Below are 15,651 nucleotides of genomic sequence, written 5' to 3'. Positions count from 1 at the left end.
TAAAAAGCTAAATTCTGAACATCCCAGTATTTTCAATTCCTTATTCCTTGAATCTTCAGATTAATCCAGGGGATCAAATCTCATGTCTTCCGGAATAACCCGGCCATGGGCTTTGTCTGTTTCCTCCTGAATTCTGCTATTCCGATCCAAAAAAGAGCGGGTGGCATCAGTCCCTTCCCCGGGATGGCCAATTATGTGCGGTGTAATGAGGATTACGGTTTCAGTCCGGGAAGCTCTGCGTTCCACCCTTTTGAACAGGTTGCCCAGGACCGGGATGTCTCCGAGAAAGGGAACCTTCTGCTCAAAATCCTGATCCTCCAGGCGGATGAAACCGGCCAGAGCTACAGTATTGCCTGATGGTACAGCCAGGACCGAATGGACCTCATTCTTGTCCACCCCGTCCAGGGGAAAGGTCACAGGCTGACCAGTCAGGTCATTTATCAGAATAATACTGTTGACTCCCAGGTTAGGAGACTGAATATCAGCCTCGATCTCCATGGTGATGGTCCGATCAGCATTGATGAAGCTCTTGATTTGCAGCTCCGTTCCCAGCTCCCTTTGCTGAACCTGGGGGATAAACAGGACTCTTTCACCGATATCAGATATGGGCACAGTTTCCTTGGTCACTCCTGTCCGCAATGGAATCTGCTGCCCCACAAAAAAACGGACCTCAGCATTGTCCGCAGCCATGAGAAAAGGAGAGGAGATAGTATTCAGGCGCTGCTCCTCAGCAAAAACCTGCAGCCTGGCCTGGAGAATGTCAGTGGAAAAAACATAGGACAGGGTATCGACTGACAAAGAAGATACACCTCCCAGGGTGCTCAGAAAAGTTTCATAGGTGCCATCCCGACTGATCCGCCGGTTGGAGATACTCCCGGAGTCCTGGTAGGAAAAGTCAAAAAATGATTCAAAACCGTCGCCCAGCTCCAGCCGGACGATCCTGGTTTCCAGGAGAACCTGGCGGACCGGGGTGTCCAGTTCCCGGATCAATCCGGTGATATGTCTGAGAACTGCCTCGTCAGTAGATCGGACCACAATGGCGTTGTTTTTTTTGAACACCGTCATCACCGAAGGCACCCTTTTCCCCAGCAGGTTTATGGCCTTTTCCATTTCCAGAATATCCCCGGCCTCTCCTGCCTGAACCAGCCTGCGCCGTTCCTCTGCTGTCATCACCTCGGTATCGTCCGCATCTTCTGAACTGCCCCCGGTCAGACTGGTTTCCAGATGCCCGTAGACTGACTGACCGCTGACTTCCAGAAGCTCCACATCCGGGTCCAGAATCGTGCCGATAAGGGCGGCCATGTCCTGGGCATTGGTGTAGCGCATGAAAAAAACCTGGACCTTTTCCGAATGATTGAAAAGGATCCTGTCAGCGTAAGCCTCCTCGGTCATAACAGAGGTAACCTGCCCCTGGGTGCGGAACCACAGTTCATTGCGGCGGAGCATTCCCTCCACTGCCTGGGCCATGGTCACGTCCTTCAGATAGAGCCGGACTCTCTCATCTGCCACCTCCCTCTGAATGATCAGATTGACTCCCCCCACTTCGTTGAACAGTTCAGCAGCAATCTCCAGGGGAATATCCTGAAAAAAGACCTCCTTTACATTTCTTGCGGCCTGTGGATGGCGTAAACCCTCCCGCTGCAGTCTGTCCTGAGGCCGGTCCGGGGTGTGCTGGCTGACCAGGCGGGCATCCGGATCAGCCTGGGGGATACGGACATAAGGACCAGGCTCCTGCTCCAGCACTGGAAAAGGCGGTGCATACTGGACTTTGGATGCAGGCCTGGTTGTCTGGTAACATCCGCTCAAAGCCATAACCGCTGTCAGCAACAAAAGAAAAAACTGGATCTTGATCGGTATCCTGGCCAATCCCATAGGTTTTAGCTGTATATCCGGCTTATCAGTCACGCTGTTCCACCCCGATCTCATACCTGAAGCTATCTGCCCCGCTAAGGACAAGGCGGCGCCCGCCCATGCCTGTAACCCTGAATTCATGACGCAGATCATCAATGGTCACTTCTATAAAATCCATGGGTTGAACTACCTTGAAATTCCGCTGATTCTGGATATAAACCACCGCCCTGTACACGTCTTCGCTGATCAGCAGTCCCCTGAGCTTGATCTGTTCGGCTGCCCTGGGAAAGTCATAAACCTCCATAGGTGGAACCGGAGCAAAAAAAGGCTCTCTGGCCTGACCCGGCCTCACACCCACCGCCAGGATCAGCAGGCCCGTCACCAGGGCCAGGATCAGCCCGGCCCTACGTTCTGAAATATGCATCTGCCCTTTCCTTATTCATCATTTTTTTCATTCATTATTTCATCACCCAGATTTCCAGGCTGATCTTCAGGGGCCAGCCTGCTCCTTCTCCGTTGATGTGCACTCTGTGGACCTGCGTGGGATATGGATATTCCCGAAGCTCACTCAAAAACTCCAGAAAACCTGAGTAGCCACCTTCCAGGTTCAACCTGAAGACCTGCCAGGTAAAATCCCGCAGTGTTTTTTCTCCCAGGGATGCGCTATTGGTGATCCTGAGATTCCGACTTTCAAGCTGCCTGTAGAGATGGTGCTGGGTCCTGATTAGTTCCTCTGCAAGGCCGGGCCTGATATCAAGCCCGGCCATTTCCTCTTCCAGACCGACCAGCTCCTGCCTCCTGCTTTCCAGGGTCTGACGGAGCTGAAACAGCGGCTCAATGGCCTGTAACTGGTTGTAGTCCCGTATGGTCCGGTTCAACTGGTCCCTGGACCTCTCCAATGAGGCCTGCTGCGGATCGTAGACATTCTTCAGATAGAAGAAGAGCATGCCTGTGATCACGGCTGCAATGAGTCCGAATTTTTCAAGCTTGGTCAGCTTTCGTGCCATGGGGGTCTGCCTCCAGCTGGATTAAAAACCTGTGATTTGCTCCCCTGCCCCGGCTCCCGGACTGGACTTCAAGCCGCCGGATCTCTACTGAGACAGCTATTCCGCTCTTTTTAAGCCTAAAGACGTAATCCATTACCTCCGAAGCTGACACCGCTTCCCCTGCAAGGACATAAACATCCGGCGTTTCTGGAACCTGGCGAATGCTTTTCAAGGATACGGTTTCCGGCAAGTGCCGAACCAGGCTTTCAAACACCACAATTTTAGCACGCAGATCCCGATCCCGGTCCTCAAGGACAAACTCCTTTTTTTTACGCAGACTGCTGATCTGATCTGTGACTTCAGTGATCTGTTTCCGCAATCGTTCAACCTGTTCCTGCTCCTGTCTGCGCTCGGCGATCTGAGCCTGCAGCTCGGCCCGCTGGACCTGATAGCTGTTTTCCTGAAAGCGCATTAACAGGTTATGCCCCAGAAGGAGGACAAAGAGCAGAGAAGCTGCAGCAATGGGTACCAGATAGAAGCTCTGTCTTATTTTCACTGGCAGAGGCACGGCATCTGTAATGCCAATGACCGCCATACGGCCTGCGGACAGCTCGCGCATGGCTGCTCCGGCTGCCGAGGCAAACAAAGGCCCTTCTTCTGAACCTGAAGCGGTCAGTCCTGAGGCCCGGACCAGTTTCAGGGGCTCAACACCAGTGGGTGAAAGAAACCGGAGATAATCCAGAACCTGTTTATCCAGGGCTCCTGGCCCGGTCACGGCCACAGGCAGGGGAGCCGGGGCTTGCCCAAGGTTGAAGCGCAGGGTGTCCTCCAGATCAGCCACAACTTTCCCGGCCAGATGCTCCCTGATCATGGCGGTGCTGATGTTCATGGTGTTGATGGACAGGGTCTGACCGCCACTGAGCAGGGCAAATCCTGATGATTCTGCTCCCATGTCCAGTACCCCCCGGTCAGTGTCGGCATGCATCTTCAATAAGGGCACCTGAAAGCAGACCTCGGAAGGGTAGACCCTGACCAGCTTAAGCCCTGCCAGGCGGAAGCGCTCCTTCAGAGCCCGGAAAATATTCTGCTCCAGGATGGAGACATGGACAAAGACCTCTTCTGTCTCCTCCATGACCTGTCCCGGCTCCTGTCTGACCTTTTCCACCTCCACCCCGGCCAGGGCCTGGCTGGCCGGTACGCCGGTATATGACTCAGCCTCCCACTTGACCGCTTCTGTCAAAAGATGATGCTTCATGCTTTTGACCCGGTCCCGGTTCATGGGCAGGGTGACCAGCCTGGCCATGGGAGAGGCAAGCACGGCCCCTGTCCCGGGCTTGCAGTTCAGACGGCCGGCCATTTCCCTGAGCTGGGCTATTCCAGGCAGATCATCCCCGCTGTCCGGGACCTTCAGGGCCACAAAGTCCAGGATCTCCATCTTTTTGCCTCTGGCCTGGACCAGTGTTGCCCGGATCTCGCCATCAATATACTCTACTCCCAGACAATGCCTGGCCGGCATGGACAGCGGAATTCGGGGCAGCAGGTTAAAGGCTTTTTTCAGGGGCATATTATTGTTCAATATTCAAAGTTAAACGTTCAAGGTTCAAGATTCAGTATTCAAGGTAAAAAATTGTAAACCATGAAGACCATGAAGAGCAGGAAGTCTAAGACAGAAAGATTTGTTTTTTTTCTTCCCTTCATGTCCTTCATGGTTAATAGTTCTTACTTTATAAATTCTTGTATCAGCGTGAATCTGCGCAATCAGCGGATAAAAATTCTTTTTTCCGGACTTAAAAATTACTTACCTTGAGCAGGATCTCCCGGTCCACGATGCGGGCCGGACTGGCGAACACGCTGAAGATTCGATTCCAGTCGTCAGTATCAGGTTCCAGTTTTTCAGCTCCTGGATTCCTCTGATTGCTGTCCCAGCAGACCAGATAGCGGCCGCCGGACATGATGATCCTGGTGACTGTTTTGTCATCAAACTTGAAGTGCAGACTGTCCACCCGGCATAGGTCTTCCTCTTCGTCCCACCTGGTCTGAAAAGATTCCTCTGCAAAAACCGGTGACCCATCCAGGCCATAGACCCGGCAGCTGAAATCATTTGACTCATGGACATGACTATTGCAGTCAACCTGGCTAACCCCATTAAGGTCCGCATCCAGACTGACCAGCAGGTTCATGAAGCCGGGTTTCCAGTCATCCAGGCGCACCAGGCGGACGATATTGTCGGTATTGTCATGGCTTATCCCGTCAATCTCACCTGTAAAACCGGGCTGATACTCAGCAAGGTTAAATGGTTCAGTCCGCTTTTCCAGGTAATCACTGAATCCCGTTACAGGGTCATCTGCGAATTCCGGCTGTGGGAAAATGAACTCATTCCCATTGATGTGAAACACCCCGCTGCCAGACTCCCCGGTGGAGACGATCATCAGGTGCTCTTTGCCGTTTTCCTCCACCTTGAAGAAGTGCAGGGGTCTGTCCCAGGCATCCCTGAGAACTTCATTCCTGTCTCTGACATCAGAACTTCCTGAGCTGTTTTCCGGTTTGGGGTGATAGGCATGCCGCCAGCCCACTCCGAATTCGCTGCCGTCCAGATCATCCTGGTCCCAGAGTCCGCGCGGCTGCCCATAGGTGTAGTCGCTGTTACCGCCAAAATCTGGATCTTCCCATTTATTTTCCCACCAGCCCTGGGCCTCATGTACTGCTTCCAGGGTGCCGCAGACAACTGTCTCTCCTTCCTCATTCCGGCAGGTTCCGCAGGGAACCGGGCCTGGATCTCCTGGAACACCGCTTTCAAACCGGCACACATAATTCCACAAATCCGGCCAGGCCAGCATGTCCCCGGTGTATCCTGTATTGGGTCCGGCCGGGGAGTCGCCCACCAGGGCCTGAACCAGGCGGTCCATATAATCCCCGGTCATGACGATCAGCCGTTCCACTGTTCTGCTGCGGACCCGCTGAGAGGCAAGGATGTTTTGCCACTCGCTTCTGTCAAACCTGAGAGAGTGGACAATATTGTCCCTATTCAGGGGAAGGTCAGGATCATAATTTTTAAAATCAGCCGGAAAATCGGCCTGACCATCAGGTCCCAGGGAAACTATCCAGAAGGTTTCCCCCTGGTTGGTTAAAAAAAACCGAAAGGCCCGGTTCCAGCCGTCCACAAGCTGATCCTGTCCCTGGAGCAGGTGGAAATATTCCCGGTCATGCACATACAGATCCGCGTATTGATCCTGATTATCTGCAAAATGCCGGCCCAGGGCCGGGTTTGTGGTAACCGGGGCCTTGATGTAGGGGCCCTGCCACCGCTGAGATGAAATGGATTCGGTATTGAGCTGTCTGGTCCACAAGCCCCTGGGCTGACCCATGGATTCTTTTCCAGGGTCAGCCACCTTTTTAAATGAATTCCAAGTGAAGCGGCCATTATCAAAGAATCCGCGTATCCCGCCCAGATCTTCCTCCCCTTCCGGTTCCCACAGCCCGGGCCAGTCGCACCACTCATCAGGCTGACTCAGGTTCTGGCCCTGGCACATGTCCCTGACGTAACCACCCACGCTCCTGTCCAGATCGTAGCTGTCCACAATTTCACTGTGGCCCAGTATGGCGTCTTCGATTTCCTGGATCTTCTTCATGGTGATTTTGTAACGCTGGGTGTCGTCCAGGGTTTTATGCATGGGCCAGATCATGGCCGCCACCAGAATCATGATTCCCATGACAATGAGCAGCTCCAGAAAAGTAAAGCCGTTGGGTTTCATTCCCTTTCCACCTTTCTTAATCCGGATCCTTAATCTCCCACATCAGATTATTCTCCGGATCATTCCCAAGGAGTCCTGCGGGGGAGTAGACGCTGAAGCGGTAGCGCGGCTGAGCATTCAGCAGGTTGAATTCCCGTTCCGGACCGTTTTCTGGCTTGGCGGTGATTGTTGCCAGGTGGGCAAGACCTCCAGAATGAGTGGCTTCATTCATCCGGTTGACTGTGGCCTGCAGCCTTGGCAAAAGCAGACTGTAGTGATTCCAGGCGGTCCGGATATTGGATATGCCGTCCGGGCACAGTCCGGCTGAGGAAATAATGTCTTTCTTGACCAGTTCGGTTTCCGGTCCCAGGCCCAGGATGATCCGGCCAATGGATTCCGGATGGGTCCAGCCGGTGGTCTTGATGCCAGTACCATTAGCATCTGTCGCAGCCTGACCGGACCAGCTTGCGGCAGTTGCCGAGGTGCTCGCGCCCAGCCCTACCATGAGTACGCCCAGCCCGGCCCGGATACGAGGATCATTGTCGGTAATTCCCCTTCCAGCCTGGCGCATGCGGTCTTCTCTACCAGCTGAACCTACTGGAGTAACGACGCTCTCATTGATCCCGTCATAGTCATAGCTGTTCAGGTTATAGAGGGTCATGATCCCCATCCGTCTCAAGGCACTGGCTTCCTCGCTGTCCAGGATATGCACTTCCGGCTTGAGCCGGGTGAAAAAGCTCTGGTCAAAGGTCACCTTGCCTTCATGGATCAGATTGCCTTCATGGGTGGGCCGGATGTAGCGGCCTGCTGTGTATTCATCCTCAGTACCGTCCTCATAGACCAGATTGACCAGACCTGAGGGAAAAACTTCGTTGCTCTCCCAGTATGAGGCCACGGCCGCGGTCATGCGCTGCTGGTTGCTGTCCCGGATGGTTTGGCTGGCTGTATCCCTGAGCCCTCCGAACCGCGGGGCAACCATGGCTGCAATGAATCCCATGATGCCGATGACTACCAGCACCTCCAGAAGGGTGAAGCCGGATTGCCTGTTCATGACCCTGTCCTTAAAGACAAACAAGATTGCCTTTGGTTTGATTGCAAAAAAATCCCTACCTGAAAACCGCACAGGCCAGGAACCTGGTTTAACTGTGCACACATTTCAGCAACGTAGAATTACAGTTGTTTTTCATCTCTTCACGCCGCCCAGGAAGGAGAAATCGCCTGGAGGTTACCCGTTGGAGGCCGAGCAGGACAAGGGCTCCCCCTCCTGGGCGGCATGCGAAGATGCGGCAGAACTGCTTTTCAAAAGTATTGAGAGGGGCCATACAGCCCCTCCCTTTTGCTGTTGATTGCGAAGGGCCGAGCAGCCCTTCGCAATCTGGTTATTGTTACGGTCTTTCCCAAGTACTTGTATCGTCATCATAGTCCGCTGCAGTGTGAATCACCCAAGCATCAAACCCGTCGGTTTCCGGCCAGGAATGACCTTCAGGGCAAGCAGTGGCGAAGTTCCAGCGCTCGGTTTCCGTCAGTTCGATCTGGGTCCGGATGATGCCATCGCCTTCTTCGGCCCTGGCCGAGACAGTCCGAGCCCAATCAGGCATCCGCTCAACAGTCGCCTCAAGGCGGGGCAGAATGATGCTGTAGTGGTTCCAGGTGAACAGATCATCGCTCAGGTCAGCAGGGCACAACCCGGCAGTGCTGATCATGCCTTCGCGGATCAGGCTGTTCTCAGGGCCGACACCCATGACGATGCGGCCGATGGAGTCGTTCAGACCCAGATGGTCGGCATGGGTAAATTCATCCGCAGCAACAGCTCCGCCCACGTTGTCGATATCAGACGTGGTATCAACAGCACCCATGCCCACCATGAGCACGCCCAGGCCTTCAGCAACATTAATCTGCTGCATAAAGGACTGCTGGTCTGCTTCATCTACGACTGCCTGCAAGCCGGCATTTCCGCGGCCATCTCCACGATAGCCTTCAGTTTCATACTCAGTCTCAAATTCATCAAGAAGCCCTTCATAGTTATAGGCGTTCAGGTTGAAGACCGTTACAATGCCCAGGCTGCGACGCAGCTCGTCGGCTTCATCTTCACTCAGGATGTGAATCTGGAACCAATGGTGCTCATCAAACTCCTCAGAGAAAGTGGCTGGTCCGCGGTCCGGGTCGGTGGCCCTGGTGGTAACGGGCATCCGGTACTCGTCAATATCGCCGGTGGTCTCCTCACCAGCCTTGTCCACCAGGTTGACCAGGCGGTTGGGATAGCGGTTGTTCTGTTCATAGAAAGTGGAAATGGCCGCCACCATCCGCTGCTGGTTGGAGTCGCACACGACTTCTTCGGTGGTGCCGACAATACCTGCAAAGCGCGGGGCAACCATGGCCACCAGAAAGCCCATGATGGCTACAACAACCAGGATTTCCAGAAGAGTAAAACCTTGCTGGTTCTTTTTGGGTTTTTGTTGCTTGTTCAACATTGAATTGTCTCCATAAAATTTTCAGGTTTTCAATGCAGCAGCAACTCACCCCCAGAGTCTGCCACCACCAGCCAATTTCTGCAGTCTTCAATCGTCACAGCGGTCAATCTCGCCTGCTTCAGGTAACTCGCTTGCACAGGCAATCTGATCCGCCATCCCCTTTTCGGTACCACACCGAACCAAGAGACAGATCGTTCAATAAATCTTCAGCTGCAGCATCACCTCCTTTAAAAAAAATATGATTAAAAGTTTCAAGTTAAGCTCAAGTATCAGGTTAACAGCGGTCTGCAGTTTTTGGAGCGAACAGCGCACTGGCGAAACCAAAGGCGGACCTTTGCTTCCTGGGCAAATTCAGCTGTCCCCCATCAACAGCCTGGCAAGGAAGGACTGTATCCAGGCCAGTGAAAAAGCCCACAAGGGATGCGGCCTGGGTTGACTTGCTTTTTCCTGTTACTATTCTGGATCTGTTCATTCTTTTTCCGCCGGCTCCGGCCAGTCCACAACAAACCGGTAGTCCTTGCCGCTGCTGATGATGATTTCTTTCTGACCTTTTTTCAAAAATTTCATTTCTATGCTGATGCTTCCAAAACCATCGTGCAGAAAAAGGTCGGCATACAGCTCCAGAATTTTTTCCATGACCTGGTCATGCTCCCTGGACAGCCTGACCTCCCTGCTCCTGGAACCGGCTCCACTTTCAACATTGTTCCGGATCATGCGGGCCTCCACCAGGAGCACAGCCGGGGCATGCAAAACTGACCCGACCCCGGTTCCATGCAGTTTGTTTTTGTCTGAATTCTGCATCTTCATATGATTTAGAATCTAATTATCATTACCATAATTAAGCCGTTTCTCTCCTGTATCAGCCTGATCAGAAAAATAAAAGGCGCAACAATAAACTCCTGTCCGGTAAGGGATCAGGCCATTATTGTCACGCCCTCACTTTCCCCAGCCCACTGAGAAGTGCCTGGAGACCGTAAAACGTTCCGCAATCAGAATAAGTAATTCCCTATTCAGCATTTTCCAGGATGTCAAGATAATTTTGATATTAATTTTCAAAATCCTCTCAAGCCGGAAAAACACCTATGGCAGTTCACTCACATTAAAGACCAGGCTCCAGCGCTGATCCTGCTCTGTGGGCATGGATACGAAGTCCCAGGTTGCGTGGGGTTCCAGCAGGTTGACCACTCTTTTGGTGTACTGGGCCACACCGTCTTGCAGCTCACCTGCACCATTTACGATCTGTCCGGGCTGCAACTGCGTTCCTGCAGGATAACCCACAGCCACGATCTGCCCGCGGTTGGGGTTGGCTTCGGCGTTGAAGTTGGCCGGAAGGTCTCGGGCCGAACCGCCGGTGGCGATGTTGTTAAAGGCTGTGGCCGCCATAAGCCGTTCAGAGGTGGCTTCCAGCCGGGGCATGAGCATGTAGTACCCGTCCCAGGTGTAGTTCTCCGTGGTGGTAGCCACCGGGGTGCGGCCGGCATTGGAAGCCATGCCTGTGGTAACCAGCTCTGTCTCAGGTCCCAGACCGAACACGATTCGGCCAAAGCTGTCAGCCCTTGGAGCAGACGGAGGACGAACAGCACCAACATAGAAGAATTCCGTAGCATCATGCGCAGCAGCACCCACCACAGCCATGGCCACGCCCACACCTTCCGCAGGAACGACTGCTTCCATCATGGGCCGCTTGTCGCCCTCAGCGACAACAGTCACGTTGGCCCAGTTGCTGGTCCTGTCGATGTGGTCGGCATCATCTCTCCTGCCCACTGTCTGACCGGCGCTCACGGCCGGATCTTTCAGAACCTCCCCGTAGTGATTCAGGTTGTACATCCGGTTGATGCCCAGCCTGCGCAGTTCCCGCGCCTCAGATTCGTTCAAATGATGAATGACGAATTTGTGATTGTTATTGTGGTTGAAGCGGATCACCTCGGCCCCGTCATCCGGATCTTCGTTGTCTGCATAGGGGATCTGATACCGGGCTGTTGCCAGATCCGCGCCGTCGGTCATGACCAGGTTGACCAGACCGCTGGGATAACGATTGTTCTGCTCAAAAAAGGTTGCAATCATCTGTTCGCCTCTGTTCTTACTGGTATCACCGACCACTTGGATAGTCCCGCTTACGACCCCGGCAAACCTCGGGGCGACCATGGCTACCAGGAAACCCATGATGGCCACGACCACCAGGATTTCCAGGAGGGTGAAGCCCTGCTGCTGTTTTGGTTTCTGTCTCATTTCCATTGCCATATCAAACCTCCAGTTAGGTGCTCCCAGATCTGATCACCCCCAGACCCTGCCTGGTCGCTTGCATTATTTTACTATGCATTGCCGGCCCCGCGCCGGCCAATAACTCTATCTCGATTTATCCGGTCCGGGCTACTCAGCACCTCTACGGGCCCTGCGCTGCTCTCTGATCATCTTGTCCATTTCGCCCTTTTCAATATGTCCCCAGGCGATGAAGGTGTATTGATCAGGGGTTTCAAAAAGCTCCGTCAAAGCCATGGCCGGATAATTCTCCAGTATAAACCTGCGGTCCTGGCTGCGCTTTTTTCTCTGGGCCTCGGTAATGGTCCCGGCCTGCTGCTTTTCCCGCAGTTCAAACCAGTCACTGGGCCACATTTCATGTTTCAGCCGGATGGTCACGGCCTGCATGGTGGATTTGCGCAGGAACTGGTAAACAAAATTATCTGCACTGTTTTCCACACCATGCGGAGGCCAGGTCTTGTCCCGGGGATTATCACCCTTGAATATAAAGTCCAAAGCACCCATGGACCCGCCAGGGGCAAGACTGATAGCTACGACATCCTCAATAACCGGAGTTTCTTCGCCAAAAAGCAGCTTAAGGCCGTACCTGGCTGCCAGAAAGGAAACTGTGCCTGTAAGGCAGGGATGTTCAAGAAAGTCGTAGGCTTCTACCAGGCTCAGATTCCGGGGCTCACCACCCCTGATGACTTTGACGGGTGCCAGATCCCTGGCAGCCTGGGTGTAGCCTCCATCTCCGGCACCGCAGTCTGCTGCGGCCGGCAGGGCTGATCCCATGGCCAGAACCAGGAACATCAAGAGACCGGACAGGGCTTTTAATTGCAGATTCATTTATATCTCCTGAAGTTGGGAGTAAAAAGTTAAAGGTAAAAGCTTAAGACAAGGAAGTCGGAATAAACCGTTATTCATCCCTTTGCTGGCGTCTCAAATCCCGGCCCAGCCTGTCCATTTCACCCTGTTCCATGTGTCCCCAGGCAATAAAGGTGTAAACCCTGGGCGTACCGAACAGCTCCTGAAAGGTTTTGTCCGGGAACCGGCTGATGACGTACTGCCTGTCCGCCATCCTTTTTTCAGTTTCTTTCTCGGTAATGGTCCCGGCCTGGTGTTTGTCGCGCAGCTCAAACCAGTCATCCGGCCAGAGTCCGTCCTGAAGACTGATATCTACGGCCTGCATGGTGGATTTGCGCAGAAACTGAAATTGAAAGTTTCCAGCCCCCCTTGTGATGCCTGGAGGAGGCCAGGTCCTGCTGGCATGGCCGCCGCCCTTCATGACTACGTCGAGCATATCCAGAGGCCCTCCGGGTGCCCGGCCGAAGACCACAAGCTCCCCGGGGTCGGGTATTTCTCCATCCTCATAAAGCAGCTCAAAGGCGTACCTGACCGCCATGTAGGCCATGGTAGCCCCTGGGCAGGCCCCGCCGTGATAGTCAAAGACCTCGCACAGGGTTATTTCCCGGACCTCCCCGTTTTGAGCTGTCTTGATCGGCGAAACATTCTGGACTGATGCTGGATAATTCTGGTCCGCCAGGACAGGACCACCCATAAGCAAGATTGACCCAATAAGAGCCATGACTGTAAGGCTTACTGATTTTCTGGTACTAAACATCTTAAATATTCCTCCACCAGGGGCTACTCAATAATCTCGGAGCTGAGCAGCTCCAGGGTGTGGCCTTGGCCGCCATCAAAAAGGACCACAAAAGCACCCCCGGGTTTGTCAAATTCAAAAAAACCGGCCCTGTCCAGCATGCCGCAGGCAACCATGCTGCCTGTTTCCTGATCTATGACGTAAACAGGCGTACACGAAGCACATGACCCATCAGACCACCCGCCTTCACATAAGATAGTTCCATCCCCCTCGTCATAGCACATCAGCAAGGGAGAGTGGGAGAACACCGGACCTGACAGGACCGCAAAGAACACCACCCATCCCAGAATAAAAACTCTAAAAATCACAATCCACCTCCAGTAAACGGTTTGCAGTTTGAGTAAGGATATCTCCACCATAATAGTTAAGAAGCCAGCTAGGAGTAACTGCATCTTCTGAACAGCCGCCCAAAAGCTGCCCTGGCACACCGGTGAAAGCCCCCCAGAAAAGGTTCACTGGTGAATACCGGAACCAAGGCAGTATAATGCTGAACAAGGACTGGGCATGCTAAGACCAAGACGGTTTTAGTTCTCTGGGCCATGACAGGTCGCTATCAAAGTCTAAATTAGATTCAGCTGCAAAAGATTAGGAATTTAATTTTCATTACCATTTCAAACAGACTGATTCTCAAGCATGCACCGCTAAATTTGAGTGGCTAATAGGAGAAACTGGCTGTGTCAACATTTTTTTGAAAATAATTTTCAAACTCACCTTGACCGAGATCTTGACAACCACTCCAGCACGTGCTTGATTTCGAATTTCAAAATCAAAATGCCCTGGTGGCTGGAAATTAATCATGGAAGGAAACCATATCCTGCTGATGGGTCCACCCAACGTTGGCAAAAGCGTCATTTTCAACCTGCTCACAGGCCTAGATGCGGCTTGTGCCAATTATTCCGGAACCACCATTGACTTCATGGTCGGGCGGATCAAAAAAAGAACGGACGGACTTTTTCTGGTGGATGTCCCTGGCACTTATACCCTGAATGCAGCCAATCAGGCCGAACTGGTGGCAGTGAACATGCTCCGGGGAAAACACGGCCCTGGTTTTCAGCCGGGATTCATGCACTGCAGTGACGGGTCAGGCGACTACTCCTGCGCCCTTTCCCCGGCCCCGGTTGCAGTGGTCTGCATTCTGGATGCCAACAACCTGGAAAGCAGCCTCTATCTGCTTCTCCAGGTTCTGGAGTTCGGTCTGCCCACAGTGGCTGTCCTGAACCGGATGGATCTGGCCCGGGACCGGAATCTGGTCCTTGACACAAAGAAGCTTTCCCGGGAGCTGGGTATCCCGGTTATCCCCATGGTAGCTGTCAGAGGCATTGGTCTGTCCGGACTTGAAGACCGCCTGAACCGGGTCATTTCTGATTCATCCTCTGAAAGGACTCAGTCTTTTGACGTTTCAGGCAGGTGGCGGAGAGCTGAGGACTTGACCAGACAGGTCAGCAGGCACGGTCCGGAAAAAAGCATGTCCAAGCGCCGCCTCTGGGGGCAGAGACTGATCCGGCCCTGGCCCGGCCTTCCTCTGGCCCTGCTCATCCTGGTCCTGTCCTTTGGGCTGGTAGTGGGTCTGGGCATGCAGCTGCGTCAACTCGTGCTCCTGCCTCTGTTCAGGCAAGGCATTATCCCGGTCATTGTCCTGGGCGTTGAGGCCCTGAATCTTCCTCTCCTGCCCAGAAACATTCTGGTGGGCGAATACGGTTTTCTGGTCAAAGGCATTGAATGGCCCTTTACCCTGGTCATGCCTTATGTGCTTTCCTTTTACGGGGTCATGGCCTTGCTTGAGGACAGCGGATATCTGCCCAGACTGGGCATGCTCCTGGACGGACTGCTGAACCGGATCGGCCTGCAGGGATCAAGCATTATCCCTCTCCTGCTGGGGTATGGATGCGGCATACCCGGCATCCTGGCCTCAAGGTCCATGTCCTCGGACCGGGAAAGACTGACTGTAGCCGCCATGATCTGCCTGGCCATCCCTTGCATTTCCCAGACCGGGGCCTTTATTGCCATGCTTTCGGAACGCTCGGTTACTGTGGTGGCAGGAGTTTTCCTGATCTCCGTGCTGGCCCTGATTCTGGCCGGAATAATCGCTGACAGGGTGCTGAAAGGACCAAGGCCATTGACCATAATGGAAATACCAGAGCTATTGATTCCCAGAGGGGATGTCCTGTTAAAGAAGATCTGGGTCCAGCTCAAGCGTTACCTGACCAAGGGAGCCCTGCCCATGATCCTGGCTGTGGGTGTTGCATCAATACTTTATGAGACGGGAATAATGGCCATGATGGGCAGCTTGATGAGCCCTCTGGTGGTGCACTGGCTGAGAATGCCTGAAGAGGCCGCAGTCCCCCTCATTCTGGGAATAATGCGCAGAGAACTGGCGGTTCTGCCCCTGATCGAAATGGAGATGACCACCATGCAGCTGTTTGTGGGAGCAGTGGTTGGCCTGTTCTATGTCCCGTGCATCGCCATCGTGGCTACCCTGGCCAGGGAATTCAGCGCAAAAACAGCTTTGGCCATGCTGCTTTTGACCAGTATGGTCGCTTTTCTGGCTGGGGGGATAATTGCCCGGATGGAATTCCTGGTCAACCTCATCAGCCTGTAGAACATCCCGGATTACCAGATCAAGGTTTTCTAATGATAAACTTAACTTGTTTAAGCTTTAAGTTCAGCTCAAAACAGACTTGCGTATAGATTGCCTGGATCGCCTGACTTCC

General features: G+C 53.4%; 13 protein-coding genes. 1 reads left to right on the top strand and 12 read right to left on the bottom strand.

Annotated features, from left to right (window positions below):
• Positions 1–60: 60 nt before the first annotated feature.
• From P771_RS0115460 to P771_RS0115390, 12 genes are all read right to left on the bottom strand, one after another.
• A complete protein-coding gene (locus P771_RS0115460) occupies positions 61–1,872 on the bottom strand; it encodes a type II secretion system protein GspD (protein WP_028575833.1) in 1,812 nt (603 codons plus the stop codon).
• 25 nt (positions 1,873–1,897) lie between these two features.
• Positions 1,898–2,275 carry a hypothetical protein gene (locus P771_RS0115455; RefSeq protein ID WP_028575832.1) on the bottom strand — a complete coding sequence of 126 codons (378 nt, stop codon included), beginning with the start codon at positions 2,273–2,275 and terminating at the stop codon, positions 1,898–1,900.
• Between the two features lie 34 nt (positions 2,276–2,309).
• Positions 2,310–2,858 (bottom strand): hypothetical protein, encoded by a 549-nt coding sequence (locus P771_RS0115450; protein ID WP_028575831.1) that lies wholly within the window; start codon positions 2,856–2,858, stop codon positions 2,310–2,312.
• A complete protein-coding gene (locus P771_RS0115445) occupies positions 2,833–4,401 on the bottom strand; it encodes a PilN domain-containing protein (protein WP_028575830.1) in 1,569 nt (522 codons plus the stop codon). Before P771_RS0115445 ends, P771_RS0115450 begins: the two co-directional genes overlap by 26 nt.
• Before the next feature lie 223 nt (positions 4,402–4,624).
• On the bottom strand, positions 4,625–6,589 hold the full coding sequence (locus P771_RS0115440; protein WP_028575829.1) for a type II secretion system protein: 1,965 nt from the start codon (positions 6,587–6,589) through the stop codon (positions 4,625–4,627).
• A 16-nt stretch (positions 6,590–6,605) separates the two neighbouring features.
• Positions 6,606–7,619 carry a type II secretion system protein gene (locus tag P771_RS18580; RefSeq protein WP_051617480.1) on the bottom strand — a complete coding sequence of 338 codons (1,014 nt, stop codon included), beginning with the start codon at positions 7,617–7,619 and terminating at the stop codon, positions 6,606–6,608.
• A 334-nt stretch (positions 7,620–7,953) separates the two neighbouring features.
• Positions 7,954–9,039: a type II secretion system protein gene (locus tag P771_RS18575; RefSeq protein ID WP_051617478.1), complete on the bottom strand. Its 1,086-nt coding sequence runs from the start codon at positions 9,037–9,039 to the stop codon at positions 7,954–7,956.
• Between the two features lie 468 nt (positions 9,040–9,507).
• Complete coding sequence (locus tag P771_RS18985; RefSeq protein WP_150112223.1) at positions 9,508–9,840, bottom strand: hypothetical protein; 333 nt, start codon at positions 9,838–9,840, stop codon at positions 9,508–9,510.
• Between the two features lie 279 nt (positions 9,841–10,119).
• A complete protein-coding gene (locus P771_RS0115405) occupies positions 10,120–11,280 on the bottom strand; it encodes a type II secretion system protein (protein ID WP_028575826.1) in 1,161 nt (386 codons plus the stop codon).
• A gap of 129 nt (positions 11,281–11,409) precedes the next feature.
• The gene (locus P771_RS0115400) at positions 11,410–12,126 is read right to left on the bottom strand and encodes a PH domain-containing protein (protein WP_028575825.1); all 717 of its coding nucleotides are present in this window, start codon (positions 12,124–12,126) and stop codon (positions 11,410–11,412) included.
• Positions 12,127–12,196: 70 nt separating this feature from the next.
• On the bottom strand, positions 12,197–12,901 hold the full coding sequence (locus tag P771_RS0115395; protein ID WP_028575824.1) for an FmdE family protein: 705 nt from the start codon (positions 12,899–12,901) through the stop codon (positions 12,197–12,199).
• Between the two features lie 23 nt (positions 12,902–12,924).
• Positions 12,925–13,248 carry a hypothetical protein gene (locus tag P771_RS0115390; RefSeq protein ID WP_208595982.1) on the bottom strand — a complete coding sequence of 108 codons (324 nt, stop codon included), beginning with the start codon at positions 13,246–13,248 and terminating at the stop codon, positions 12,925–12,927.
• A 488-nt stretch (positions 13,249–13,736) separates the two neighbouring features.
• On the opposite strand from P771_RS0115390, the gene P771_RS17985 reads away from it, so the two are divergent.
• Positions 13,737–15,539 carry a ferrous iron transporter B gene (locus tag P771_RS17985; RefSeq protein ID WP_035244805.1) on the top strand — a complete coding sequence of 601 codons (1,803 nt, stop codon included), beginning with the start codon at positions 13,737–13,739 and terminating at the stop codon, positions 15,537–15,539.
• Positions 15,540–15,651 lie beyond the last annotated feature (112 nt).

Origin of the sequence: Desulfonatronovibrio hydrogenovorans DSM 9292, from assembly GCF_000686525.1 — a bacterium.
GTDB lineage: Bacteria > Desulfobacterota > Desulfovibrionia > Desulfovibrionales > Desulfonatronovibrionaceae > Desulfonatronovibrio > Desulfonatronovibrio hydrogenovorans.
The sequence above is the reverse complement of the archived record's forward strand: the minus strand, read 5'-3'. Positions and strand labels throughout refer to the sequence as shown.

Bases quoted from the DNA above. Each gene is read 5' to 3' on its own strand.
- P771_RS0115460 (WP_028575833.1), bottom strand. From the start codon at position 1,872: ATGGGATTGGCCAGGATACCGATCAAGATCCAGTTTTTTCTTTTGTTG.
- P771_RS0115455 (WP_028575832.1), bottom strand. From the start codon at position 2,275: ATGCATATTTCAGAACGTAGGGCCGGGCTGATCCTGGCCCTGGTGACG.
- P771_RS0115450 (WP_028575831.1), bottom strand. From the start codon at position 2,858: ATGGCACGAAAGCTGACCAAGCTTGAAAAATTCGGACTCATTGCAGCC.
- P771_RS0115445 (WP_028575830.1), bottom strand. From the start codon at position 4,401: ATGCCCCTGAAAAAAGCCTTTAACCTGCTGCCCCGAATTCCGCTGTCC.
- P771_RS0115440 (WP_028575829.1), bottom strand. From the start codon at position 6,589: ATGAAACCCAACGGCTTTACTTTTCTGGAGCTGCTCATTGTCATGGGA.
- P771_RS18580 (WP_051617480.1), bottom strand. From the start codon at position 7,619: ATGAACAGGCAATCCGGCTTCACCCTTCTGGAGGTGCTGGTAGTCATC.
- P771_RS18575 (WP_051617478.1), bottom strand. From the start codon at position 9,039: ATGTTGAACAAGCAACAAAAACCCAAAAAGAACCAGCAAGGTTTTACT.
- P771_RS18985 (WP_150112223.1), bottom strand. From the start codon at position 9,840: ATGCAGAATTCAGACAAAAACAAACTGCATGGAACCGGGGTCGGGTCA.
- P771_RS0115405 (WP_028575826.1), bottom strand. From the start codon at position 11,280: ATGGCAATGGAAATGAGACAGAAACCAAAACAGCAGCAGGGCTTCACC.
- P771_RS0115400 (WP_028575825.1), bottom strand. From the start codon at position 12,126: ATGAATCTGCAATTAAAAGCCCTGTCCGGTCTCTTGATGTTCCTGGTT.
- P771_RS0115395 (WP_028575824.1), bottom strand. From the start codon at position 12,901: ATGTTTAGTACCAGAAAATCAGTAAGCCTTACAGTCATGGCTCTTATT.
- P771_RS17985 (WP_035244805.1), top strand. From the start codon at position 13,737: ATGGAAGGAAACCATATCCTGCTGATGGGTCCACCCAACGTTGGCAAA.